The following is a 22,047-nucleotide window of genomic DNA, read 5'->3' on the forward strand; positions in this document are numbered from 1 at the left end:
GCGCGCAAAAAGCGCGAGCAAGAATTCAATTTTCCACAGGCCTCTAAGGCCCGCGCACCGGCGAGCGAGCCGGCTCCTCCCGGCGCGCGCGTCAAAGGCATCCTCAACGGAATAAGCATTCCATTTATGCTCTTCTATAGAACGCATGATCCATTGAAACGTGCCCTTTGTCAACGAGAAAATGCACGCGCGGTCAATATGTTATCTAGTTGTTTTCATTAAATATTTTTATCAATTTAAAATGTACTTTCGAACAGGTATGCATGGCGGCCAGCCGCGATATGTTGTGAGGTCTCATCCTGCGCAGCCGGCGATGCTGATTGGTCAGCTGCCGCTAAGCGTGACTGGCAGGCGATTGAAAATATTCGATTGGAAAAACCGGGACTTTATGGCCACTGATAAAGACCCTGGTTCGAGTGGAAATATTGATGGCACAAACATTTGTGACGGCAGAAGAAGTGGCGAAGCGCGCGGGAGTTTCGCGCTCGGCCGTGTCGCGCACTTTCAATGGCGGAAGTGTATCGAAATCGGTGCGACGCAAGGTCCTCAAAGCCGCCGGTGAACTCGGCTATCGCGTCAACCGTCTGGCTCAGGGTCTGATGAGCGAGCGCTCCAATCTCATCGGTGTGGTTGGCGCCAATCTCAGTTCGCCATTCATTTCCAGGCAGCTTGATCTTCTCAGCATCGGTCTGTTGCGGCGGGGCCTGCAATGCCTGCTCCTCAACGCAGCAGATGCACGCAAGGATATTGCACCCCTCATCGAACTTCTGTTCGAGTTCCGGGCTCAAGCAATCATCGTTCTTTCGGGGGAGCCTCCAACCTCGATCATCGACGAGTGCATCGCCAACGGTGTTCGCCTCATCCTGATCAACCAGCGCCTCGACAGAACCGATACGAGCATGGTGTTAAGCGACGATTCCCACGGTGCCGAGCTCGCCGCCATGCGACTTGTCAAAGCCGATTGCAAAAAGGTCGTCGTCGTCTCGAGCAGCAGCCAGACCCCGTCACAAGTTCGTCGGGCGAACGCTTTCAGCCAGCGCATGGGGATAGAAGGCATAGAGGTCGTGGCTTGGTCGGGTGGTCCGACGTCCTATGACAGCGGTTATAAGGCCGCCTGCGAACTGCTTTCGGACAAGACTATTGATGGCGCATTCTGCGTCACCGACCTCATGGCTCTCGGATTTCTGGATGCAGCCCGCCTGGAAGTGGGCCGCCGCGTGCCTGAAGATCTGTCGGTCGTCGGTTTCGATGACATACCTCAGGCGAGCTGGAAGAGCTACCAGTTGACCACGGTTGCCCAACCGCTTGACGACCTGACAGACAAAGTTCTGACGGCGCTCGACAGCGACGAGACAGAGACCCGGCTTCAAGTCGTGTCGGTGTTCATGGTGGAGAGGACAACAGCCCGCTAGTTGGCCTGGCGGATTCGGCTTTCAATCAAAAGACCGCTTTGATTGAGGATCGGATGGGCGACGGCCGCGATATGGGCATGAATGCGTTTCAGGTCGCGCAGAATATCGAGGTGCAGCGAGCTCGTCTGAATGCTTTCGGGCCGCTCTTCGCGCAGGCGCTGCAGGTGCCGTTGGGCCGATTGCTTTTCGAGCCGGCGCACGTCTTCCTTGATTTCGACGAGCCGGCGCGCCAGTGTGGCGTTCTGTGTTGCAAAAACCGTCTGCGCCATCCTTAAGCTGTCGAACGTAACAGCGAACAGGCCGGAGATTTCTTCTTTCCCATCCGGCGAAAATTGCAGGCCACGTTCGATTTTCTTGGCAATTTCCGGGAGTATCCCTTTTTCGATAATGTCGCCGATGTGTTCCAGATTGATGGCATATTCAACGATGCCCATGGAGCGACGATGTTCTTCTGCGCTCAAGCCATCATGACCAAGCTTGGATATATAGACCTTGATCGCGTGTTGAATCCGATCGACCCTGCCTTCCAGCATTGCGATTCCGGCAAGAGTGGAGGAATCGTTTCGGTTTATCGCCTCAGCCGCCTGCGACAGCATTTGTTCGACTAGATCGCCGACCACCATGACCTCGCGGCTTGCCCCGGCGAGTGCGGAGAGCGGACGTGCGAGATCATTGCTGTCCAAATAGCTGTTCTCAAGATTTTTCTCTTCCTCCGGCAGGAGACGAGACATCAGTGACAGGACGTATGGCGACAAAGGCCAGGCAACGAGAGCGACGAGCACATTGAAGGCGAGATGTGCGTCGACTGCGAAATTCTGATGCGGCAGCGGCGATAGTTCCAGAAGGTCTGCGCCATAGCCTGCAAGAGGAAGGGCGATGCAAACGCCGATCGCCCGTACGATGAGGTTCCCGAGTGTAACCCTTCGGGCACTCGCCGGCGCCCGAAGGGTGGCAAGAACGGGCGGAACCGCCCCTCCGAGATTGGCGCCAAGGACAAGCACGATCACGAGCCCCGTGTCGATGCCACCACCGGCGGCGAGTGAAAGAATAAGAACGACAATCGCAAGGCTGGAAGATGCCAGGATCGCCAGAACGGCCGAAAAGATCAAGGCAACCGGCCACGCGTTTCCGAGCATAGTTATGAACAGGCTGAGCGCCGGCGATTGTCGGATGGGATCGGTCGCTCCCGAGAGCAGATGCAAAGACAGCAGCATGAGGCCGATCCCCACCAGTGCCGTACCCGTGCCTTGGCGGGCTGTGGAGCGGCCCCGTAACAGGATGGCGCCGGCAAGGATTAACAATGGCGAGAGCCAGCCGAGGCCGAGGGCGACGATCCAAGCGGTCGCAGCGGTGCCGACGTTCGCTCCGAGGAGCACGATCTGTGCCATGGCCGGCACGATCAGGTCTTTCTCGACGAAGGAGGCAACCATCAAGGCGGTGGCCGTAGAACTTTGCAGAGCAACAGTGGCAATGAAGCCAGCGCAAAGGGATCTGGTGCCGCTTCTGGTACTCCTGGCAAGGCCCGCACGAAGTTTCGTACCGAAGGCGCGCGTCATGCCGCCCTTGACCTGGGCTAGACCAAACAGAAGCAGAGCGACCGCGCCGAAAAGATTGATGCTGACGATAGCCGATTCCATATCACACCTGCTGCATTCTGCCGGCTTCGCGTTCCGGCATTCATGGCGACCAAACGCGTCGTCAGACCCCTATTTTATTCCAACTCACATTATCGTCGTTCGATGTCGCGCTGCTATGCCGGGACATCCTGCTGAACCCTTTCGAGCGGGACAACGATGTTAGGTCTGCCCTTTGCCGCGCGGTCCAGGAATAGGCCAAGTGCTCCGAGGAAAACGCCAAGAAAGCTAGGAAGCGATCCATCATAGGCGTCGGGCGCGCGACCGAACTGATTTGTCAGCGACCGGTAGAGTGCCAGTCGTTCGGGTTCTATATGCTCGATTGACAGATGCCCGCCTTGTCTCAGGCAATACCAGTCGGCGATCAGATCGATCATCGGAAGATCTTCTGCCTGGGCCGAACTCGACAGTTCGAGACAGTCACTTTCCCCTGCGGCGCCCCCTGCTACGCATTGTGCTGCCTGCGCGACATTCATCTCCAGGATCGCTGCCGCGAACGCGCCTGGCCATTCCTTCGGCAGGTAACGATGGACGACCAGCGCCCGCTTGTGGGCCTGGAGAAAGGCGCCGTAGCTGTCAGCAGACAGCGCATCGGCGCCGCGCTCATGGCGACCGTTGGTTTCAAGCCGATAGCCTGAGAGGAGATCACGGTCGACAGCGATTGCCGAAAGCCCGACCGTATCGACGGCCAAATGGTGTCGAGTTGGTCGTATGACCTTGAATGCTGGGGGGAATGCGACGAGCGACGGGACAGCAATATTGGTCACATGGCTGCTATCGTAACCTCGCGTGGTGACGCCTTCAACGTGCAGATGGCCGCTGAAGTGGACCTGCAAGCCTGCCGAAAGGATCGCCTCTTCGACTTCCCGCCGGGGCGTGCGGCGCACGACGTTGGTCTCACCGAAGAGCGTTTTTTCCGCATCGGAAGCGCCGTCGAAGGGATCGAGCGCCGGATAGTGAGAAAAGGCGAGCACGGTCTTGTCGAGAAGACGTGCCCGGCGCGTAACGTCGCTGACCCATGAAAAGATGAAAGGCTTAGCACGCAGCATGGCATTCCAGCCGCCGGCGGTGCTGTCGGTGAAGGCTGCCTCCTCACCATCGGCGAAGGCTCCATCGAGGGGCTCGAACACATTTGCGTCGATCATCAGCAGCCAGAGGCCAGGCTCTGGTTCGACGAGATAGGATGCGTCCATGAGCCGATAGCGATTGACGCCGTCCGGCGACGTCACCTCGTAGACCCTATCCTCCTGAGCATCTGATAATCCAAAAGGGCTTTCCCAATGGATGTATTCCGGCCGGCGGAAATAGCCGAAATTCGCCATCGCGCGAAGCCCATCCGGATATCCTTCGCAATACATCCTGTCGCTGAAGACTGCACCCTCGCGTGCAAGTCCGGCATCGCTCGAGACGAGGATCGCCTGACCACCTTCCGTCAGGAACTGCTTGGTGTGATGACGGCCGCGCGGGCCGAATATGTCGTGATTTCCCGGCAGCGCATAGAAGGCCGTTCCATGCTCCCGGCTGTGCTGTTGCAAAATGTCGGCGAGCTTTTCCGTCGTTGCCCGCTGGCCATCGTCACTGTAGTCGCCAAGCAGCACGACATGTCGGATGCCACGTTTCTGTACGTGTTCAAGCGCCGCAAGGAGTGCGCCGGCACTCTCGTTGAAGACTCGCGTTGACTGGCGTGTGTCCGACCAACTGCGCATCGTCATGGCGCGACCGCCGATCCTGACACCGGAAAAGCCGAAATCGGCATCGACGTCGTGAAAATGTGCATCCGCGATGACGGCAATCTCGGGATAGGATCGGGGCATCATGAATTGCGTTGCCTGCGTTCTTCGATCATGTCGATCCACTCCGACGCCCGCTGGGCTGCTGCGTAGAGCATCGGCTTTGGCGTTTCGAACCACTCGTCGGGACGCAGCTCGCGCCGCTCGCGGATGACGGCGAGGGCGTCATCCAGGCTTGGATAGAGATGCGGCTGCTGCTTGTGCAGAAAAAGCGCAACCAGCGAAACAGAGCGGCTGCGCCCGCTTCGACAATTGACGAGCACATTGCCGCCGTCGGGAAAGGGGTAGGTCTGCCGCTTCGGCATGGTCTGGCGCAGAGCGCCGTCGAGAATGTAATAGGCGCCGAGCATCATCGTATCAGGGCTGCCCTCCCCGTCGATGAGGCCAATTTTGTAGTAGCGAATATCTCCGTAGCCTGACGCCCGCAGGTCAGCCGTTCCCTGGTCTGCCTGCACGTAGTTGATATCGAGATTGACGGCGCAGTTCACCACAGTCGTGATCTGGTGCTGGCGCAGGAGACCAATGTCGCTTGCACCGGTGCTCCCGCCAATGAAAAGAGCCGCCCCGAAAGGGCCTAGCCCTTCCGCGATCAGGCTGATCGCCGGGCGAGCGTAAACGGGTCCGTCCATGTCAAGTCCTCCTTCGCGCCGCGTGCGCCTGTCGCCGCTACCGGCGGATTGAGCTTGTTCTCAAGCTCCTGCGAGAGCCCCGGGGCCACCCAAGTGTGCTTTCTCAGGCGAATTGCCTGCCGTCGAAAGCGGGATTTTGGCGACCTTGCTGATCCCTGCGGCAATGGCTGGAGCGGCGGCAAGGACGGGACCACCCTTTTCCAGGCTGCCGATATCGAGGAAGGGGCAGACATCGCCCCCCGCCTCGCTGACGAGGAGAAGGCCGGCCAGGCAGTCCCAGGAATTCATGTGCAGTTCGACATATCCGTCGGAGCGGCCGTCGGCCACATAGGCCAGAGCCAATGCACCCGAGCCCGCCCTTCGGACGTTTGTGCCGAGATCAAGCAATCCTTTCACGACCTCGAGGTAGGTCTCGTTCGCAACGCGCGTCGACCACCCCATTTCGATGGTAGTGGCATCGTAACGGTGTGTCGCAGCGACCCGAATCGTCTTGCCGTTCAAACTGGCGCCGCGGCCGCGTTCTGCGAAATACAACTCATCGAGCGCGGGGTTATAGATGGCGCCAAATTCCGTCACACCCTTTTCTACGTAGGCGATCGAGATGCAGAAATGCGGAATACCGCGCGCGAAATTGGCTGTACCGTCGACCGGGTCGACGACCCAAACGCGCTCACCGATTGCGCCGCCGCCTTCTTCTCCAAAGAAGCTGTCGCCCGGAAAGCGAGCCAGGATGCTGTCGCGGATCAAGGCCTCGGACGCGGCATCCGTTTCCGTCAGGTAATCTTGTGGCCCCTTCATCGACAGACCGGTTGCCACTCCGGCATGAAAGCCTTTGAGAACCAGATCCCCGGCAGTGCGGATGACGGCGCGGCAATAATCCGCGCGGGTTTCGGCCAAGGCTGCATCGGATACTGAATGCATATGATTCCCCTCAGGTGTTTTGCACGCGCGCTCATATTTGCACGCGCGTGCAATCGGGTCAAGTCCTGCGATCGCTGGTGATCACTTGGTTCTGTTCGTCCGTTTTCCTTGATGGTTGCAAGCGCGCCCGACCATCTGCCGGCCTCTGGAATGTTGAAGCCCAATCGATGTCGCCCCTCTTCCACAGCGGCTTAGGATCGCTCGTCTTTCTGGGGATGAAAATAGCTCTGCCACCGCTTCGGCGCCTCGGAAAACAGCCCAAATGCCTGAATGACCATGCCCGCCGGGAGATCGATGTTTCTGGCAACCCCGCTGCCTTTCAGGACTGCTCCTCGCTTGTCCGGATCACGCTCGCGAAAGGAGCCGCCGCCGCCAAGCTGGCAATTCTGGATGCGGATCGGACCAAGAACCTGCGCGCCGTTGCCAAGCGTTGCGCTCTGGGTAATCGAACCGCCGCCATTCAACCGGACATCGTTTCCGACATCGATTTTGTCACTCTGTGCGCCAACCACAAGGGTAAAGCCCCCCTCCCGACCGAGATCGCCGTTTGCGCCTATGGCAATCGAACCGGCGCCGGCCTCGATCCGCACGCCGCTGTGAAGCACGGTCGACGCGCCAATGCTGACCGATCCCTCCGGGCCGACCTCGATTGTCACATTAGGCCAGAGGAAGACGCCAGACCCCAGGCTGGCGCGAGAGGAAATCAAGGTCGAAAACGGATCGATGACCGTGACGCCCAAATCTGCAAGCTGCAGCGTTTGCGCAATGGTCAGGAAACCCTTGAGGCGCCTGACCTCGTCGACCCTACTTATTATCTCATGCATCTGAAGCGTCTCCGGATGCGATTTTCAGCAAGGCTGCAGCGGTTGCATCACCGTCATGCTGACCGCGGCTCCAGGCATCTTCGAATTCGCCCTTGATGATGTGACGCCCGTTCTTTTCCTGCGGTTTCTCTCTGAGATAGGGAAACGTTCCGACCGTCTTCTCGAAGGGAAACAGCATCCTGTTTGCGAGAACGAAGGTGAACAGATTCGAGGTTCCGCCGCCCTTGCGCGCATGCAGATCCGCGGCCGCCAGGACGTCTTCGAGCGTTAGTCCCATGGTCTCCCGGCATTGCAGGATGTTGCCGATGAAGACTTTCGGGCAGTTGGCCTTCTCGATAGCTGAAACGAGGCCCGTCACCAGAAGATGAGGAAGGATACTTGTGTAGAGACTGCCCGGACCGATGGCAATCAGGTCCGCCCGGGCAACGGCGTCCAGCACAGCCGAGTTGGCAACCGGCAGGGCCTGATCGGCGCCAGCCAGCTCGACCTCTGCGATCCCAACCTTTGCATCCCCTGCCCCCATCGATGTGATGACGTCCTGCGGCGCAAGCCTCCGACCATCCCTCAGAGTTGCGGAGAGAACCAAGTCGTTGTCACAGGACGAAGGCCATACGTTTCCGACGATGCCGCACAGCTTTCTGAACACGAAGATCGCCGTGTTGACGTCTCCATTATGCGCCACGCAGGCGCCCGTCAGAATGAAGTTCCCGACGCTGCCGTGCCTGAAGTCGAAATCTCGACCGACAGAAGTGGCGAATGTGTTCAGATAATTCAGGATTGCACCGCGCAGGCCCGGCTCCATTCTCTCGAGCAACGGATGACGGCCTTCGGCGTAGAAGAGGAATTCCTTGCGGGCATCGTCAAAGCCAAGATTGGCCGATACCCGGGCGTTGCAGATCTTGACTACGTCACCGGCGCAGCCTTCTCCATGTGCCATCGTCATCAGAGCCTGGCGGATGTCTCCCACTGAGAGGATGGAGAGCCGCTCGCGAATAACTTTCGAGCTGCCGCCGCTATCCCAAGCAGGCACGACGCGGGTAACGTCGGCTCCACGTTGGCACAGCGCCACATTGATCGATCGACAGGCGCTGCCGCCCGAGAATAATACAATCCGTTTCATACCCGCTCGCGATCTTTAGAAGCACATGCATAGCCTGCGCGGATTACGTGCAAAAGCTCTCCCGTCGTCACATATCGTGACGAGGCTGTCACAGAAGCTTCCGCAGCCTGGCAAGCCCGAAAGCGGCAATCGTGCCCGCATCCTGGAGATCGCCGTCGAGGATCATCCGTTGCAGCTCATCAACCGAAACGGTGGCGCGAACGAGGTCCTGTTCTTCATGCTCGAGCTTGTTTTCCCCTGGCGTGAGATCCGTCGCGAAGAAGACATGGCATCTCTGGGTCACCGTTCCATAAAGGGGGTAGATAGTGCCGATCCTGATCAATGAGCCCGCAATCAACCCGGTTTCCTCCTGCAATTCGCCGCGGGCGAGTTCGCCGGGATCGGCGTCCGGTTTCTCCTCCCAGCTTCCCTGAGGAAATTCCCATTGGCGCGACTTGATCGGATATCGGAATTGTTGAACGACGTGAACGAGACCCTGGTCGAAGGGCAGGATCATCACGAAGTCGGGTTTGTCGACATAGCCGTAGTGCCCAGGCGACCCGTCACGGCGCAGGATCTTGTCCTCGCGGACCGTCATCCACCGGTTGGCATAGACCTCCCGCGAATCGACTGTGATGATGTCCGGTCCCGCGCCTTGCTCTGACGTTTTCATGATTGAAGATGGATCCATGGCCGTATCGGTTCCTGTTCATGGCTGGAAATGCCGGGCCAAATATATGAAGCCAAGCTCTATCTGTTTCGAAAGACTGTTTGAATGTCGGCGCCTGCTTCGTGCTGGGAAAAGGGATGTCTGAACAGTCAGAAGGCCCGAGGACGGCCCTCACTACCTGTTTTTGATCTTTGCTCTCGGTCGATGTGGTCGAAACGACACGAGGAGCGATTTGAGTTCAAGTTCACGCACGCGCCGGGCTGCCTCATCGGGAGAGACCCAGACGAGAACCCGCTCGCCACGCTCCTTGAAGTCGTCCGTCAGGCGTTTGACCTCGATCTGAAACAGATCGACCATGCATGGCGAAACCACGTCAGGACCAAGTTCCTTGAGATAGGTGTATCGGCCAATCGGCTTCTTGCGCACGCTCCCTTGAACACCTGCTTCCTCCCAGGCTTCGGTGGCAGCCGTTTCGAATGGCTTCTTTCTCCTGATCGGCCAGCCCTTGGGGATGACCCATCGACGACTTTGACGCGACGTGACCAACAGGATCTCGACCTTGTCCTCGTCGCCGAGATAGCGAAAGCAGACCGCGCCATATTGCTGCAGAAAGGCTCCCTTGAACAAGGTCTCGGGCGCGAGCGCCAGTTGTTGCAGCAAACCCGCGGCCTTGTTTTTCTGGCGTTTATCGTCGTTCTTCATGTGTTTCCCGAGGACGGATATGAAGCCTTTCCAGGTTACTCGCGCGAGGGTTTGGCGGGAGAATATGTTACCCGCCGCGGATCGAGCCGCGCCAGACCAGTTCGGCATGAAGTTTCAGAGACCTAACCTCACCGGCATCTTCCGGAAGGGTAGGAGCAGCTAGAAACGCGACCGCTTCGCGCGCCACCATCTCAACCGGCTGTGCGAAGGTCGTCAGATCGTAGGAAGACCAAGACGCCTGCTCGATATCGTCGAAACCTGCAATGCAAAGCTGGTCAGGAACAGAGATCTTGAACTGATGGCGCGCGGCATCCATGACGCCGCAGGCGAGCAGATCGTTGGCGCAGAAGATCGCGTCGGGCCGTTTCGTGCGCGTCAGCAGCCTCTGGGCAACCACCTTTCCAGCCTCGTAGCCAGTCGAGCCATGACGCTCGACCGCAACCTCGATGCCGAGGGCCGCAGCCGCCGCAACGAAACCGCGCTCGCGCGCCATCAGGCTCGGTGTGCCGACCTCGGAATTGGCGAATGCCAGTTGTTGGCAGCCTGCACGCATGAAGGCGGTGAGGATGCGGCTAGCGGCCTCCTGGTCGTCGATGTTGATGCGCAGCGGCCCCGGCTGGTCGTCATCACGGTTGATGAGGACAAGGCGTTGACCATTCCTCAGGCAGAGCTGTGTGATCGACTTGTCCGGCAGTCCGGATAGGATGATCGACGCATCGGCCCGGTAGTGAATTGCCTGGCGCAGCGCCCGATCCACACTGCCGTCGGAACGGTCGGTGTTAATGAGCATGGCAATCTTTCCACTATTCTGAAGCTGCTGCGTGATCGCCCGGATCAGAGATGAGCGAAAGGGCGTTCCGAGTTCCGACACGATAAGACAAACGATGCCGCTTTCATTCGTCATCAGCCCCCGGGCCAGATGATTGACGTGGTAGCCAAGCGCCTCGGCCGCATCCATCACGCGTCTGCGCGTCTTCGCCGATACACTGGCACCCGGGGTAAAGGCACGCGATACCGCCGAGCGCGAAACGCCCGCTTTCTCAGCAACCTCCTGCGCGCTGACAAAATCCTTCATGACCACCGGCAACTCCCTTTGCCCGGACTGTGCACAAATTGCAATTGCGTGCAAGAGCCGGCCCCGGCGGTTCTTTAGGACAAAACCTGCCGCAGGATTAATGCGCCTGCACCGACCGAATGCTCAGGCATTCATCTGCAAGCTGTTGCTGCTCATGGAGATCAAGTCGATTCACATCAATGGCGCTCATACCCGCCCGTCGAGCTGCTTCAAGACCTTGTTCGCTATCTTCAAACACGACACACCGGGCTGGTTCTATTCCCAACAAAGCGGCCGCCTGCAGAAACAGGTCCGGCGCCGGCTTTGGATTTGGCACGTCATCGATCGTGACCACCTGGTCGAAATACTCCCGCAGGCCCGTTCCTTGTAGGGTCGCTGTGACAATTTCTCGCGAACCGCCGGATGCAACAGCCATGGGACGCAAGCCGGCCAACCGGCGAACGGTTGCAGCAACCGCGCGAACTTCGCGCACATTGTGGACATTCTGGAGAAAGTGCGATCGCATGGTGGCGATGACGGATGCGCGATCGAGCACAACGTCGAATTCTCGCTCAAAGGCGTCCATAAGAACCACTTCAGACATTCCGGCCCGCATCAAATACCAAGCCTCACTCATCGGTTTGCCGGAAAGGGCAAAGCCGGCCGCCCATGCGTCCGCATAGACAGGGGGCGTGTGAACAAGTGTGCCGTCGCAATCAAAAATCACGGCCTCGAAATCATTTTCCAGCGATAGAATATCAATCATACCTCATCCTTCCGGCGGGCGAACATCGGTTTGACGCGAGGCTCCATTCAGGCGTAATCGTCCTGGTCGACGGGCATCGAACGCGGCTCGGCCCAGGGCCTCGTGTCAGAGGCTCTCACGTGCTGATAAGGGCGATGCCGCGACTTCGGAAGCCGAGCGTGGCGTCGGAGGCGACCGGTAGGATACGGTCGACGGCGTGGTCGACGATGAAGAGCGTGCCGACGTCGGTTTCGACCTCGTACTCGACATGATCTCCGAGATAGGCCGAATGGAGGATGCGGCCGGCAAGCCCGTGCCCCCCTCCCTCGGAGAGCGCGATCGCGCCGGGACGAACGGCAAGGCTCGCCGCGCCCGGCGTCGCCCTACCCGCCGGCACACGATGTTTGAAACCGCCAATGCGGATGTCAGCATCTGCGCCATCGATGCCAACCACCTCGCATGGGATGACATTCGCCTCTCCCATGAAATCAGCGATGAAGGCGGAAGCCGGCGATTCATAGAGGTCGCGCGGGGCGCCGGACTGGGCAACTTCGCCATCCTTCATGATAATGATGCGGTCGGACACGGCAAGCGCCTCGTCCTGATCGTGCGTGACATAGACGGCGGTGAAGCCGAGACGCTGCTGGAGTTCGCGGATATCTGTGCGTACCTTGCGGCGCAGGCGCGCATCGAGGTTGGAAAGCGGCTCGTCGAGCAGCAGCACCTGCGGCTCCAGCACCAGCGCGCGGGCGACGGCGACGCGCTGCTGCTGGCCGCCGGAGAGTTCGGCGGGCAGGCGATGGCCCATGCCGGCAAGGCCGACCAGCGCCAGCCCCTCCTCTGCCTTCTCGCGCGCTTCCTTGCGGTTGAAGCCGGAGGATTCCAGGCCATAGGCGACGTTGTCGCGCGCATTCATGTGCGGAAAGAGCGCATAGGACTGGAAGACCATCGAAACATCGCGCTCATTGGCCGGCAGCATGGTGACGTCCTTGCCGCCGATCAGGACTTTTCCGGCCGAAGGATGTTCGAGGCCTGCAAGCATGCGCAGCGTCGTCGTCTTGCCGCAGCCGGAAGGGCCAAGCAGGGTGACGAGCGTGCCGCGCTCGATGGTGAGCGAGAGGTCCGGAATGGCGGTGAAGGCTCCAAACGTTTTGCGCACGTTCTGGAAGACGACGGAACCGGCTTTGGGGTTGATCATGCGATTTTCTCCTGGCGAGAGGAAGCGGATGTGGCGAGGCCGGCGACGCGGTTTTCACGGCGCAGGCGCCGTTCGCCGACGATGAGCTGGAAGCCGGCGATGACGGTGATCATCACGACGATCAGCATGGTGGAATAGGCGATGGCCACACCGTATTCCCCGTTCTCGACGAGGCCGACGATGTAGGAGGTCGCCATGTTGTACTCGGCGCTGACGAGGAAGATGACGGCGCTGATGGAGGTGATCGCGCGCACGAAGGAATAGACGAGCGCGGCGGTGATGGCCGGGCGTAAGAGCGGCAGGATGACCTTACGGATCGTACGGAAGCTGTTGGCCCGGAGCGTCAGGGAGGCCTCATCCAGGCTCTTGTCGAGCTGGCTCATCGCCGCGATGCCGCCGCGCACGCCGACCGGCATGTTGCGGAAGACGAAGCAGGCGATCAAGATGAGGGCCGAGCCGGTCATTTCCAAGGGCGGCAGATTGAAGGCCATGATGTAGCTGACGCCGATGACTGTGCCTGGAATGGCAAAGCTCATCATCAGGGCGAACTCGAAGGCATTCTTGCCGACGAATTTTTGACGCACGATAATATAAGCCGTCAGCAGGCCGACGGCGGCGGTCAGCGGGGCAGACACCAACGCGATTTCTATCGTTGTCCAGAACGAGTTCCAGGCGACGCCCGTCCAGGCAATCCCATTTTCGAAGCTGATCGAGAAGGCTTTGGCGTAGTGGTCGAGCGTCAACGAGTTGTCGAGACCCCAGGTCTTCACGAAACCGCCGATCAGGATCATGCCGTAGATGACGAGCGTGAAGAGAATCCACGGGATGACGACGGCGTGAACGCCGATCGACAGCCCGCGCGGCAGAGCAATATGCGATCCGCTATCGCCCTTGCCGGTGACGGTGGCGTAGTTCTTGCCCGACAGCCAGACGCGCTGGGCGAGGAAGGCGGAGAGCGTGAAGAGCAACAGCACCGTGGCGAGCACGGCGGCGCGCGACGGATCGTTCTGCGACCCGACCACGGCAAAGAAGATTTCCGTCGAGAGCACGCCATTGCTGCCGCCGAGCACCAGCGGATTGCCGAAGTCGGCCATGCTTTCGATGAAGCCGATGAGGAAGGCGTTGGCGAGACCGGGCTTCATCAGCGGCAGCGAGACCCGCCAGAACGTGCGCCAACGGTCGGCGCGCAGCGTCGTGGACGCCTCCTCCATCGACGGGCTGACGCCCTCGACGACCCCGATCAGCACGAGGAAGGAGATCGGCGTGAAGGACAGCACCTGCGCGATCCAGATGCCGGTGAGGCCGTAGAGCCAGCGCCCGGGCTCGAAGCCGAACAGTTGCGACAGCCCCTGCGTGACGACACCGGCGCGACCGAAGAGCAGGGTGAGCGCCAGACCGATGACGAAGGGTGGAGTGATGATCGGCAGGATCGTCAGCAGCCGAAGGCCCTTCTTGAAGGGAAAGCGCGTGCGGGTGGCGACGAGCGCGAAGGCGAGGCCGAGCAGGGTCGAGCCGAGGCCGCTCATGATGGCGAGCCAGAGCGTACGCCAGGCGACGCCGCAGCGACCGGCGCCGATCAGGCAATTGAGGCTCCAGATGCTTGGATCCTGCACGTTGCGGATGAAGTTATCCGCATTGAAAGACCCATCGAAATCCTGCACAGAGCCGACGAACATGCTGCCGATCGGGTAGAAGACGAAGACTGCGACGAGGAAGACGAGCAGCGCAATCGCGCTGACGACAAAGGCGTCGCCCTTCATGACACCGCGCTCGGCAAGGCCGAAGGCGAAGAGCAGCATGAAGGTGATAGCAGAGAGCACCGCACCCGCCCCCATGGAAGCCTGGCCGTTCGAGAGTGTGCCGAAGAGCGTTTCGCTCACCGTCCAGGTCCAGCCGGACAAGCCGATGGCGAGGCCCTGGAGCGACAGGAAGAGAACACCGATCGCGCCGGTCCAGGCGAGCGCGGCGCCGCGGCGCATCGGGTCTGCCATGCCGCGGGCCACGATCGCCAGAAGAAAGAGCACGAGCGCCCCGGCAAGCCACAGCCGGCCATGCGCGAAAATCTGCACGATACCGGGGGCCGCCTCCGGAGAAAGGGGGAAAGCGGCCAGCCAACCGAGTCCGAAGAAGCCGTTCTCGATCCGATACCAGGGCAATAGGGTCAATGCGACCGCGCCGAGGACAAGGACGATGTCCAGCCTACGATTGCCATGTCTCATGGCTGACCTCGCTGTCTTTGAGTGTGAGGAGGCGGCGCCCGGGGAGACGGGCGCCGCCGGTCAGGGCATCAGTTGGCGGCGGCGCCGATTTCCCGATCCCAGCGTTCCAGCAGTGCCTTGCGCTTTGCTGGGTCGCCATAGGTCTTGAAGTCGTAGTCGATCAGCTTGATGTCCTCGAAGCGCGGCGCCTCCTTCGGGATTACGGCGCTCTTGTTGGAAGGCAGCTGGAAAGACTTGGCATCCTTCATGCGCGACTGGACTTCCGCCGTCAGCGCCCAGTCGTACCAGACCTTCGCATTTTCGAGGTTGCGGGCGCCCTTGATGATCGACATGGAGCCGATCTCGTAGCCGGTACCTTCGCAAGGCGTGATCGACTTGACCGGGAAGCCTTCAGCCGTCTGCGCCACCGCATCGTGCACGAAGACGATGCCGAGCGCCGTCTCGCCGCGTGCTGCGGCCTTGACGGGTGCCGATCCGGACTTGGTATATTGCGATATGTTGCCGTTCAGCTTCTTCAGGTAGTCGAAAGCCTGGTCCTCGCCCATGATCTGCACGAGAGAGGCGAGCGCCGTGTAAGCGGTGCCGGACGAATTCGGGTTCGCGATTTGAATTTCACCCTTCAGTTCCGGTGCCAAAAGGTCGGCCCAGCAGACTGGCTCCTTGTAGCCCTTGGTCTTGAAGATTTCCGTGTTGTAGCCCCAGCCGAGCGCGCCGGCATAAACGCCGACGGTCTTGTAACCGGAGCTTTCTGCCTGCTTCTTCGCCCAGTCGTTGAGTTCGTCGAGTTTCGACGACTTGTATTCCAGCGTCAAATTTTCCGATGCCGCCTGGAGATGCGGATCGCCTGTGCCAGCCCACCAGATGTCGGTCTTCGGGTTACGAGACTCGGCGCGCACCTTAGCATAGGTCTCGCCCGACGAGAGGCGAACCATGTTCACCTTGATGTCGCTATGCGACTTCTCGAAATCGCCCTTCATCTGCTCGCAGATCACGACGTCCGCCGAGCAGATGAGGTTGAGTTCGCCGGCCGCCTGCGCCGGTAGCGCACCGAGCGCCGTGCCGGCGAAGAGCATGAGGGAAAGGGTCTTCATTTTCATTGGGGCATCCTCCTGTTGCCTGGGTTGATTCTCGCACGAACAAGACACAGCGGAGCCATCGGCCTGCCCGCGGCGGCGTGTGCATGTTTTCGGATTGTGGTTTGTCGAAAGACCTTGATCAGTTTGTCACGGCGATTTCCGCATCGAATCTGCGGAGCAGTCGACTTCGTTCACCCGGCGAGCCGAAGGTGGCAAAGTCATAGTCCACCATCTTGATCATCGAGATATCCGGGGCTGCAAGCGGCAGGCTGGACTTCGCGTTGGATGGCACTTGGTTTTGGCCGGACGCCGCGCCCGTACCCTGCCCTTCCGGGCTCAGCGCGAAATCGACGAAGCGCTTTGCTTCTTCGATATTTCTTGCGCCTTTGACGATGCTCACGGCGCCGATCTCGTAGCCGGTGCCCTCGCAGGGTGCGACGATGACGAGGGGAAAGCCGACTTGCTTCTGCGTGACGGCGTCATGCATGAAGGAAATGCCGATGAGCGTTTCTCCGCGCGCCGCCGCCTTGACGGGCGCAGCCCCCGAGGGGGTGTAACGCTCGATATTTCGGTTGAGCGCAGCCAGATAACGGAAAGCCTCGTCCTCGCCGAAGAGCTGCACCAACGTCGCAAGCGCCGTGAAGGCGGTGCCGGACGAATTCGGATTGCCGCTCTGGATGCGGCCGCGATAGGCGACGTCCGTGAGGTCCTTCCAGCAGGTCGGCGCGGGCAGCTTCAGCTCGCGCAGCAGATCGGCATTGTAGGCAAAGCCGAGCGCGCCCGCATAAATGCCGGCTGAGCGGCCGCCGGACATGGCAAAGAAGTTCTGCGCCCACGGCAGCATGTCGCGCTCATGGGCAGGCTGGTACGGTTCGAGAAGATTTTCAGAACCGGCCTGCAGATGGGTATCGCCGGTGCCGCCCCACCAGACATCGACGGTAGGCGCCGCTTTCTCCGCGCGGATCTGATTGAGGATATCGCCGGTGCTCTTGCGCGTCACCGAAATTTCAAGCCCGGTCTTTGCCTCATAGGCCGTCTTCATCGCGGCACACCACATCTCGTCCACACCGCACAGAACGGTGAGCGACGGGGCTGCCATGCCGGTGCTGGCGCTCGCCAGCCACAAAGCTGCTACCGCGCTGAAAGCGGTGATGCCTCTCACAATTTTCCTCCCATTGGACCTTGCGTCCCAATCTCCGCAGTCAGGATGTCACATCTGTTTCCCTGCGCAATCGAAGAATGGTTACGGTTCTTACAGCGGGAGCGGCTTCATCGTCGAAAACATGACAAAGGTTACAAATGTGACAAACCGCATAACAAGAGCTCGCTTTGAAGATCGTGACGGCTCTGCCTATAATAGGCGCGGGAGGACGTGCATGTGTTGAATGAGAGGATAACCATTCTGATCGTCGAGGACGATCCGGACATGGCGGAGCTTATCTCCGACCTGGTTGAGGCGGAAGGATGGACAGCGCTCACCGCGCCGTCGGCGGAAGAGGCCACGATCGTGCTTTCGCGCGAAACCGTGCATCTCGTGCTCGTCGACCATAACCTGCCCGGCACCTCCGGCCGCACCTTCGCGCAGCGCCTGCGCGCACAGGCCAATATCGGCATTGTCATGGTGACGGCTGCCGGTAGCGCCGTGGACCGGGTGCTCGGTCTCGAAACCGCGGCAGACGACTATGTCGTCAAACCCTTCGAGCCCATCGAGTTGACTGCCCGTATCAAGGCCGTGCTGCGCCGGACGATCCCCTCGCTGAAGCCGGAGCGGGAAAGTGAGCGGGAGCATGAACCCACATCCCTGAAGCTCGGCGAATGGTCGGTGGATCTCAAAGGCCGCCGCGCCATCTGCCGCACCGACCCCGCCAAGTCGCTCACGAGCGCCGAATTCGCGCTGCTCGAAATCCTCGCCGAAACACCCAACACACCCGTTAGCCGCGCGCATATCCTCGATCGATTGGGCGCGGAAAGCGAGCGCTATATCGACCGCAATGTCGACGTGCTCGTGCTGCGTCTGCGTCGCAAGATCGAGCGCAATCCGGACCTGCCGCGCCATATCAAGACGCGCCGCGGCAAGGGCTATGTTCTCGACACAGACGATGGCGAGATCGCACCGTGATCAGCCGCCCCTTCCTCTCCTCCATCGCCTTTCGCCTGCCCTTCGCCATCGCCTTCATCTGCGTGCTCGTCTTCAGCCTTTCGACCATTGCCGTCTACGGCCTGCAGCGGGCGCGCCAAGAGATGGCCTCCTATGGCCTGCAGGCGTTTTCAAGTCTCGCCAAGGCCTCGCTGGTCTCGCGGCAGGTTTCCGATCTCGTCTCCAGTGCGCCCTTCCTGATGAATGCGACCTCACCCTACCGGGTCTCCAGCGAAAGCCGCTCGGTCGTCGTGCAGGTCGACGCGCTTTTGCGCGCCATGCAACCTGAAAACGACGGGGCTGTCGTGCAGGGTTTTGCAAGTAGCCGCATCATCGAGCTGCTGGAAACGATCCGCACGCAAACGACGACGCTTGCGGGCGACGCGGAATCGGCCCAGCAGCACAAGGCGGAGGCTGCGGCAGCGCTCGGCGAGATCGCGACCGGCAGCGGCATTGCAGATGCCGGTTTCCGCAGTCGGTTGAATGCCATCGTGCAATCCGCCTCCAACTCGGACAGCCTCTTTCAGCTCGGCGAATTGCGCCGGCGCTACGTGTCGGAAACCGCGCCGCGCCTCGAACGCGCTGCGCCTGACACCCGGATTGCCGCCGCCGAGCTTGCGCCTTACGAACGGGTCTTCGAGGCACAGACGCGATATCTCCTCGAAATGTTCGCCATCCGCGCCGCCGTCTCGCGCCTGCACAACGTCTCACGCGATCTGTCGCATGCGACTGAAACCCAAAGCGAGGCCGTCGCCCGCAGCCTCAGTGATGACCTCGTCTCGACCTCCGATGCCTTGAGCCGCATCCTCGTCATCGTCGCCGTCGCCTCGCTGCTGGTGCTGGCAATGGCCGTCGTCTCGATCCGATCGGTCATGCGCGTCTCACGCGGCATCGTCTCCCTTTCGAACGGCATGAACGCGCTGGCAGAAGGTCGCAAGGATGTTGATACGCCGCGCTATGACGGCACGGAAACCGAGCTCGTGCGTCTGCTCGAAGCCTTCCGCGCGTTCCGGGAGAGCGTCGAGCGCGTGACGCAGCTGCGGCGCACGGCAGAGGCCGCCGCACGCACCATCCGCTCCACCTTCCGCAGCATGAACGAGGGCATTGCGTTGTTTGATCCGCGCGGCCGGCCGATCACCATGAACCGGCGTGTCATCGAGCTGGTCGGCTGGTCTGGTTCGGCCAGGAAACTGCCGCTCCGCAGTTTCGTGGCGCCGCTAACGGAGATCGAGCCGACCCTCCTGCCGGCCGAAAACGATGCCGGTCTGCTCTCCGACCGGTCGGTGCTGCGCCACCGCTCCGACATGGGGCGGGTGACGGAAGTGTCGCTGTCGCGCCAGCCCGATGGCGGAATCGTGCTGCTGGCGCGCGATATTACCGACATAGACCGGCAGGAGGCGGAGGCAGCAAAGATCCAACGCCTCGACGGCATCATGCGCATGACCCACCAGGTGAGCCACGAAGTAGGCAACATGATCGGCATCATCACCGGTAGCCTCGGCCTGCTGGAGCGCGAAACCGGCTTCAATGACCGGCAAAAACGGCACCTCGCCCGCATCCGTAAAGCTGCCGACCGTGGCAGGTCGCTGGCCGGGAGCATGCTTTCCATCGGCAGCCAGCAGCCGATCCATCCCGGCGCGGTGGAGATTGGCGCCGTGCTGCGCGGCATGGCCGACGTGCTGGAAATCGCGATCGGCGAAAATTGCCGGCTTGCCTTCGAAATTGCCGTCGACCTGCCTATCGTCTTCATCGACACGGCGCTCTTCGAGCAATCGATCCTCAATCTTTGTCTCAACGCCGCTGCGGCCATGCCAGCGGGTGGAACAATCCTTATTCGTTGCTCCCGCAGCGAGGCTGGCGTCAGCGTCAGCGTGACGGATGACGGCATCGGCATGTCGCCCGAGGCCGTCGACAAGGCGTTCGAGCCCTATTTCACCACGCGCGACGCGGAAGGAGGCGCGGGTCTTGGCCTTGCAGTGGTCTATGGCTTCGTACGCCAAAGCGGTGGAGACGCTCGCATTGCCTCGCTGCCGGGCAAGGGAACCGTCGTTGAACTTTTGTTTCCGGCGTGAATCGAGAGCACCAGGCTCTGGCTTTTGCGAGCATCAGGTCGTCAGCGAGGGTATGCTGCATCGCCGTCTCCCCATGGAACGAGCTCGGTCCGGAGCTAACAAATGCTTCCGGACCAAGGCCATAGCGTCAATGCGAGGCGCCAAAGGGCTTGCCTTCGACTAGGATCGCACGAACTTCCTTCAAGCTCTCGGTCTCGACGATGCGAACCAGCGAATGCCGCGGATCGGCAATGCCGCGCCGGCGTCGGAAATCGGGCGCCATAGCCTCGTTTGGTTACATATCAACATCATAACACATTGAAAGTATGGTAAATCCCGCGTTAACTAGAAGCGATATGGCTTATTACTTCTTCCACCCATAGGGCAAGCATCGGTAATGAGCCACTTACGCTCAGATGTAAATCTTCGACCTGTAGCGCTGAGCGCAAACCGATCTCCGAACGGCTCTCCGTCCTCTGCGCCAGGGCCAAGGAACTGGCTCATTCGCCCCACGGCGCACCAAGAGGCTGGTTGAAAAGCTCCTTGAGCAAGCGCTTGAGGGTTATGGCATCGAACTAGGGCAGCGGAAGGACCGCCATCCGATCGACACGATCGGGGATCCCGCGACCCGACCGGCGCATGGCGCCGTCCAGGCCGACCTCCGTCCATGACGATCTCTACGACGAACACGGCCTTCCAAACAGATTGAGCTCGGCACATCCGTCGCAGGTCGCAAGGCACAAGCATCTCGCCGGCCAACTAAAGGCACTCGCCTCCGATCTCGCCTACCTGAAGCCTCGTGCCCCCTTTTTCAAGCGCTCTCCCCCTCCCCTCCCCTGCCAGGTGCCGGAGCCGTTACTCCCCAAAATTCGGGGCTCATCACCTTTGGGATCCGATCAAGCGCCAAGAGGATCCCAGGCACGGGCATGGCGGTCCGTTGAAGCTGAACTCCGCCGGACGGATCTTTGAGAGTGCTCGGACCGCATCGCTCTCCTGTCCTGCCCCACCTTCCGCCTCGGCCGCTCCCGGCTTGTCGGCAGGAGCGGGGCTCTGCTCGTCTATCGTTTCGCCCGTTCTCGGTGTAGATGAACCACTGGCAGGCTAGGCGGGCCTTTCGGCCGGTCTTCTGCTCGTTGCAGGTGAAAACATCGACGCCCTACTCTCGGGCCCGGGCGGGTAGTCGGGTGAAATCGATCTCCGACGAGATCGGGCAGAAACCGTCAAAAGGGGCATTGTGCAACAGGTCCATCGCATCGATCACCAGCGCGATATCGGAGGCGTTCTTTCCCGTCGTATAGGCAACCGTTGCTGTGGATTGATGGCGTGCTTGCCCAGTCCATCCGCCCAGCCCTTCGAACGCGAGCCGGAGAAACCACCATTATAGATGTCGGACGCTCGCCTCGTCGCTTCTCAAGCAACCCGTCGGCATTCCTTTCCGCGGTGTGGTCGATGTCCATCAGTACGGCCAGACGCGGTTATGGTGCTTCAGATGGACTAAGAGTTCTTCCGCTTGCGAGAAGTTATGCGAGCCCTCCCGATCCGCCAGGTCTCCGACTTGGCGCCAGGCGATCGGGCGGTTGTCGGCGTCCTCTCCGAAATTGCCGTCGCGACACGAAATTGGACGTCGCCAACTGGGACCTCAAGGGATTGAACTCTTAAGCTATTGCGTTTGTTATCAAAATCCACCGTTTTGACGGCAGTCAACATGATCTGTGAATAAGGAGATCACGACCTTCCCTTTAAGAGAGAATCGCTATGACCTGCAGTTCTGCTGTGCGTTAACTTCCTGTTAACGCTATTTCCCTTGTGAGACTCAGAGAATCGGAGATAATGACGACATATCTCCGGTTTTGGTGATTTTATCGACAGAATGGTCCCACGGCACA

At 60.3% G+C, this 22,047-nt stretch carries 18 protein-coding genes and 1 pseudogene; 3 read left to right on the forward strand and 16 right to left on the reverse strand.

The genetic code is table 11. From position 1 onward, the window contains the following. Positions 1 to 428: 428 nt before the first annotated feature. Positions 429 to 1,412 carry a LacI family DNA-binding transcriptional regulator gene (locus tag AC245Y_RS32945; protein WP_017997272.1) on the forward strand — a complete coding sequence of 328 codons (984 nt, stop codon included), beginning with the start codon at positions 429 to 431 and terminating at the stop codon, positions 1,410 to 1,412. Here the strand turns inward: AC245Y_RS32945 and AC245Y_RS32950 are convergent. The 14 genes from AC245Y_RS32950 to AC245Y_RS33015 all read right to left on the reverse strand — a co-directional run bounded on the left by AC245Y_RS32950 (position 1,409) and on the right by AC245Y_RS33015 (position 17,135). Beyond that, entirely contained in the window at positions 1,409 to 3,049 is a 1,641-nt protein-coding gene (locus tag AC245Y_RS32950; RefSeq protein WP_017997273.1) for a Na/Pi cotransporter family protein, read from the reverse strand. The genes AC245Y_RS32945 and AC245Y_RS32950 overlap by 4 nt on opposite strands. Positions 3,050 to 3,162: 113 nt before the next feature. Then, on the reverse strand, positions 3,163 to 4,863 hold the full coding sequence (locus tag AC245Y_RS32955; RefSeq protein ID WP_017997274.1) for a metallophosphoesterase family protein: 1,701 nt from the start codon (positions 4,861 to 4,863) through the stop codon (positions 3,163 to 3,165). Further along, a complete protein-coding gene (locus tag AC245Y_RS32960) occupies positions 4,860 to 5,465 on the reverse strand; it encodes a dual specificity protein phosphatase family protein (protein ID WP_017997275.1) in 606 nt (201 codons plus the stop codon). Before AC245Y_RS32960 ends, AC245Y_RS32955 begins: the two co-directional genes overlap by 4 nt. A 60-nt stretch (positions 5,466 to 5,525) precedes the next feature. Beyond that, entirely contained in the window at positions 5,526 to 6,386 is an 861-nt protein-coding gene (locus tag AC245Y_RS32965; RefSeq protein WP_017997276.1) for an inositol monophosphatase family protein, read from the reverse strand. 191 nt (positions 6,387 to 6,577) lie between these two features. Next, positions 6,578 to 7,126 carry a hypothetical protein gene (locus tag AC245Y_RS32970; protein WP_245274069.1) on the reverse strand — a complete coding sequence of 183 codons (549 nt, stop codon included), beginning with the start codon at positions 7,124 to 7,126 and terminating at the stop codon, positions 6,578 to 6,580. Between the two features lie 76 nt (positions 7,127 to 7,202). Further along, entirely contained in the window at positions 7,203 to 8,330 is a 1,128-nt protein-coding gene (locus AC245Y_RS32975; protein ID WP_026157705.1) for a gluconeogenesis factor YvcK family protein, read from the reverse strand. 88 nt (positions 8,331 to 8,418) lie between these two features. After that, positions 8,419 to 9,000 (reverse strand): NUDIX hydrolase, encoded by a 582-nt coding sequence (locus tag AC245Y_RS32980; protein ID WP_020487156.1) that lies wholly within the window; start codon positions 8,998 to 9,000, stop codon positions 8,419 to 8,421. A gap of 153 nt (positions 9,001 to 9,153) precedes the next feature. Continuing rightward, positions 9,154 to 9,681: an NUDIX hydrolase gene (locus AC245Y_RS32985; protein WP_017997280.1), complete on the reverse strand. Its 528-nt coding sequence runs from the start codon at positions 9,679 to 9,681 to the stop codon at positions 9,154 to 9,156. Between the two features lie 67 nt (positions 9,682 to 9,748). Next, positions 9,749 to 10,756 (reverse strand): LacI family DNA-binding transcriptional regulator, encoded by a 1,008-nt coding sequence (locus tag AC245Y_RS32990; RefSeq protein WP_020487157.1) that lies wholly within the window; start codon positions 10,754 to 10,756, stop codon positions 9,749 to 9,751. 97 nt (positions 10,757 to 10,853) lie between these two features. Continuing rightward, complete coding sequence (locus AC245Y_RS32995) at positions 10,854 to 11,501, reverse strand: HAD family hydrolase (RefSeq protein ID WP_017997282.1); 648 nt, start codon at positions 11,499 to 11,501, stop codon at positions 10,854 to 10,856. A 115-nt stretch (positions 11,502 to 11,616) separates the two neighbouring features. Continuing rightward, a complete protein-coding gene (locus AC245Y_RS33000) occupies positions 11,617 to 12,678 on the reverse strand; it encodes an ABC transporter ATP-binding protein (protein ID WP_012759968.1) in 1,062 nt (353 codons plus the stop codon). Next, on the reverse strand, positions 12,675 to 14,897 hold the full coding sequence (locus tag AC245Y_RS33005) for an ABC transporter permease (RefSeq protein ID WP_012759967.1): 2,223 nt from the start codon (positions 14,895 to 14,897) through the stop codon (positions 12,675 to 12,677). The genes AC245Y_RS33000 and AC245Y_RS33005 overlap by 4 nt, the downstream gene beginning before the upstream one ends. A gap of 68 nt (positions 14,898 to 14,965) precedes the next feature. Then, positions 14,966 to 15,994, reverse strand: a complete 1,029-nt coding sequence (locus tag AC245Y_RS33010) for an ABC transporter substrate-binding protein (protein ID WP_012759966.1) — start codon at positions 15,992 to 15,994, stop codon at positions 14,966 to 14,968. Between the two features lie 118 nt (positions 15,995 to 16,112). Next, complete coding sequence (locus tag AC245Y_RS33015; RefSeq protein WP_017997283.1) at positions 16,113 to 17,135, reverse strand: ABC transporter substrate-binding protein; 1,023 nt, start codon at positions 17,133 to 17,135, stop codon at positions 16,113 to 16,115. 264 nt (positions 17,136 to 17,399) lie between these two features. Between AC245Y_RS33015 and AC245Y_RS33020 the strand changes: the two genes are divergently transcribed. After that, positions 17,400 to 18,092, forward strand: a complete 693-nt coding sequence (locus tag AC245Y_RS33020; protein WP_487762879.1) for a winged helix-turn-helix domain-containing protein — start codon at positions 17,400 to 17,402, stop codon at positions 18,090 to 18,092. After that, positions 18,089 to 20,182, forward strand: a complete 2,094-nt coding sequence (locus AC245Y_RS33025; protein WP_017997285.1) for an ATP-binding protein — start codon at positions 18,089 to 18,091, stop codon at positions 20,180 to 20,182. The genes AC245Y_RS33020 and AC245Y_RS33025 overlap by 4 nt, the downstream gene beginning before the upstream one ends. A 127-nt stretch (positions 20,183 to 20,309) precedes the next feature. Here AC245Y_RS33025 and AC245Y_RS33030 read toward each other — a convergent pair whose 3' ends face one another. Both AC245Y_RS33030 and AC245Y_RS33035 read right to left on the reverse strand, forming a co-directional pair. Next, positions 20,310 to 20,444: a hypothetical protein gene (locus AC245Y_RS33030; RefSeq protein ID WP_017997286.1), complete on the reverse strand. Its 135-nt coding sequence runs from the start codon at positions 20,442 to 20,444 to the stop codon at positions 20,310 to 20,312. 789 nt (positions 20,445 to 21,233) lie between these two features. Then, positions 21,234 to 21,618: pseudogene (locus AC245Y_RS33035) on the reverse strand (NYN domain-containing protein); the annotation flags it as partial. Positions 21,619 to 22,047 lie beyond the last annotated feature (429 nt).

It is taken from the genome of Rhizobium sp. SRDI943 (assembly GCF_057653695.1).

Bases quoted from the DNA above. Each gene is read 5' to 3' on its own strand.
- AC245Y_RS32990 (WP_020487157.1), bottom strand. From the start codon at position 10,756: ATGAAGGATTTTGTCAGCGCGCAGGAGGTTGCTGAGAAAGCGGGCGTT.
- AC245Y_RS32980 (WP_020487156.1), bottom strand. From the start codon at position 9,000: ATGGATCCATCTTCAATCATGAAAACGTCAGAGCAAGGCGCGGGACCG.
- AC245Y_RS32960 (WP_017997275.1), bottom strand. From the start codon at position 5,465: ATGGACGGACCCGTTTACGCTCGCCCGGCGATCAGCCTGATCGCGGAA.
- AC245Y_RS32950 (WP_017997273.1), bottom strand. From the start codon at position 3,049: ATGGAATCGGCTATCGTCAGCATCAATCTTTTCGGCGCGGTCGCTCTG.
- AC245Y_RS33005 (WP_012759967.1), bottom strand. From the start codon at position 14,897: ATGAGACATGGCAATCGTAGGCTGGACATCGTCCTTGTCCTCGGCGCG.
- AC245Y_RS32955 (WP_017997274.1), bottom strand. From the start codon at position 4,863: ATGATGCCCCGATCCTATCCCGAGATTGCCGTCATCGCGGATGCACAT.
- AC245Y_RS32985 (WP_017997280.1), bottom strand. From the start codon at position 9,681: ATGAAGAACGACGATAAACGCCAGAAAAACAAGGCCGCGGGTTTGCTG.
- AC245Y_RS32995 (WP_017997282.1), bottom strand. From the start codon at position 11,501: ATGATTGATATTCTATCGCTGGAAAATGATTTCGAGGCCGTGATTTTT.
- AC245Y_RS33000 (WP_012759968.1), bottom strand. From the start codon at position 12,678: ATGATCAACCCCAAAGCCGGTTCCGTCGTCTTCCAGAACGTGCGCAAA.
- AC245Y_RS33020 (WP_487762879.1), top strand. From the start codon at position 17,400: ATGGCGGAGCTTATCTCCGACCTGGTTGAGGCGGAAGGATGGACAGCG.
- AC245Y_RS32965 (WP_017997276.1), bottom strand. From the start codon at position 6,386: ATGCATTCAGTATCCGATGCAGCCTTGGCCGAAACCCGCGCGGATTAT.
- AC245Y_RS32945 (WP_017997272.1), top strand. From the start codon at position 429: ATGGCACAAACATTTGTGACGGCAGAAGAAGTGGCGAAGCGCGCGGGA.
- AC245Y_RS32975 (WP_026157705.1), bottom strand. From the start codon at position 8,330: ATGAAACGGATTGTATTATTCTCGGGCGGCAGCGCCTGTCGATCGATC.
- AC245Y_RS33010 (WP_012759966.1), bottom strand. From the start codon at position 15,994: ATGAAAATGAAGACCCTTTCCCTCATGCTCTTCGCCGGCACGGCGCTC.
- AC245Y_RS33030 (WP_017997286.1), bottom strand. From the start codon at position 20,444: ATGGCGCCCGATTTCCGACGCCGGCGCGGCATTGCCGATCCGCGGCAT.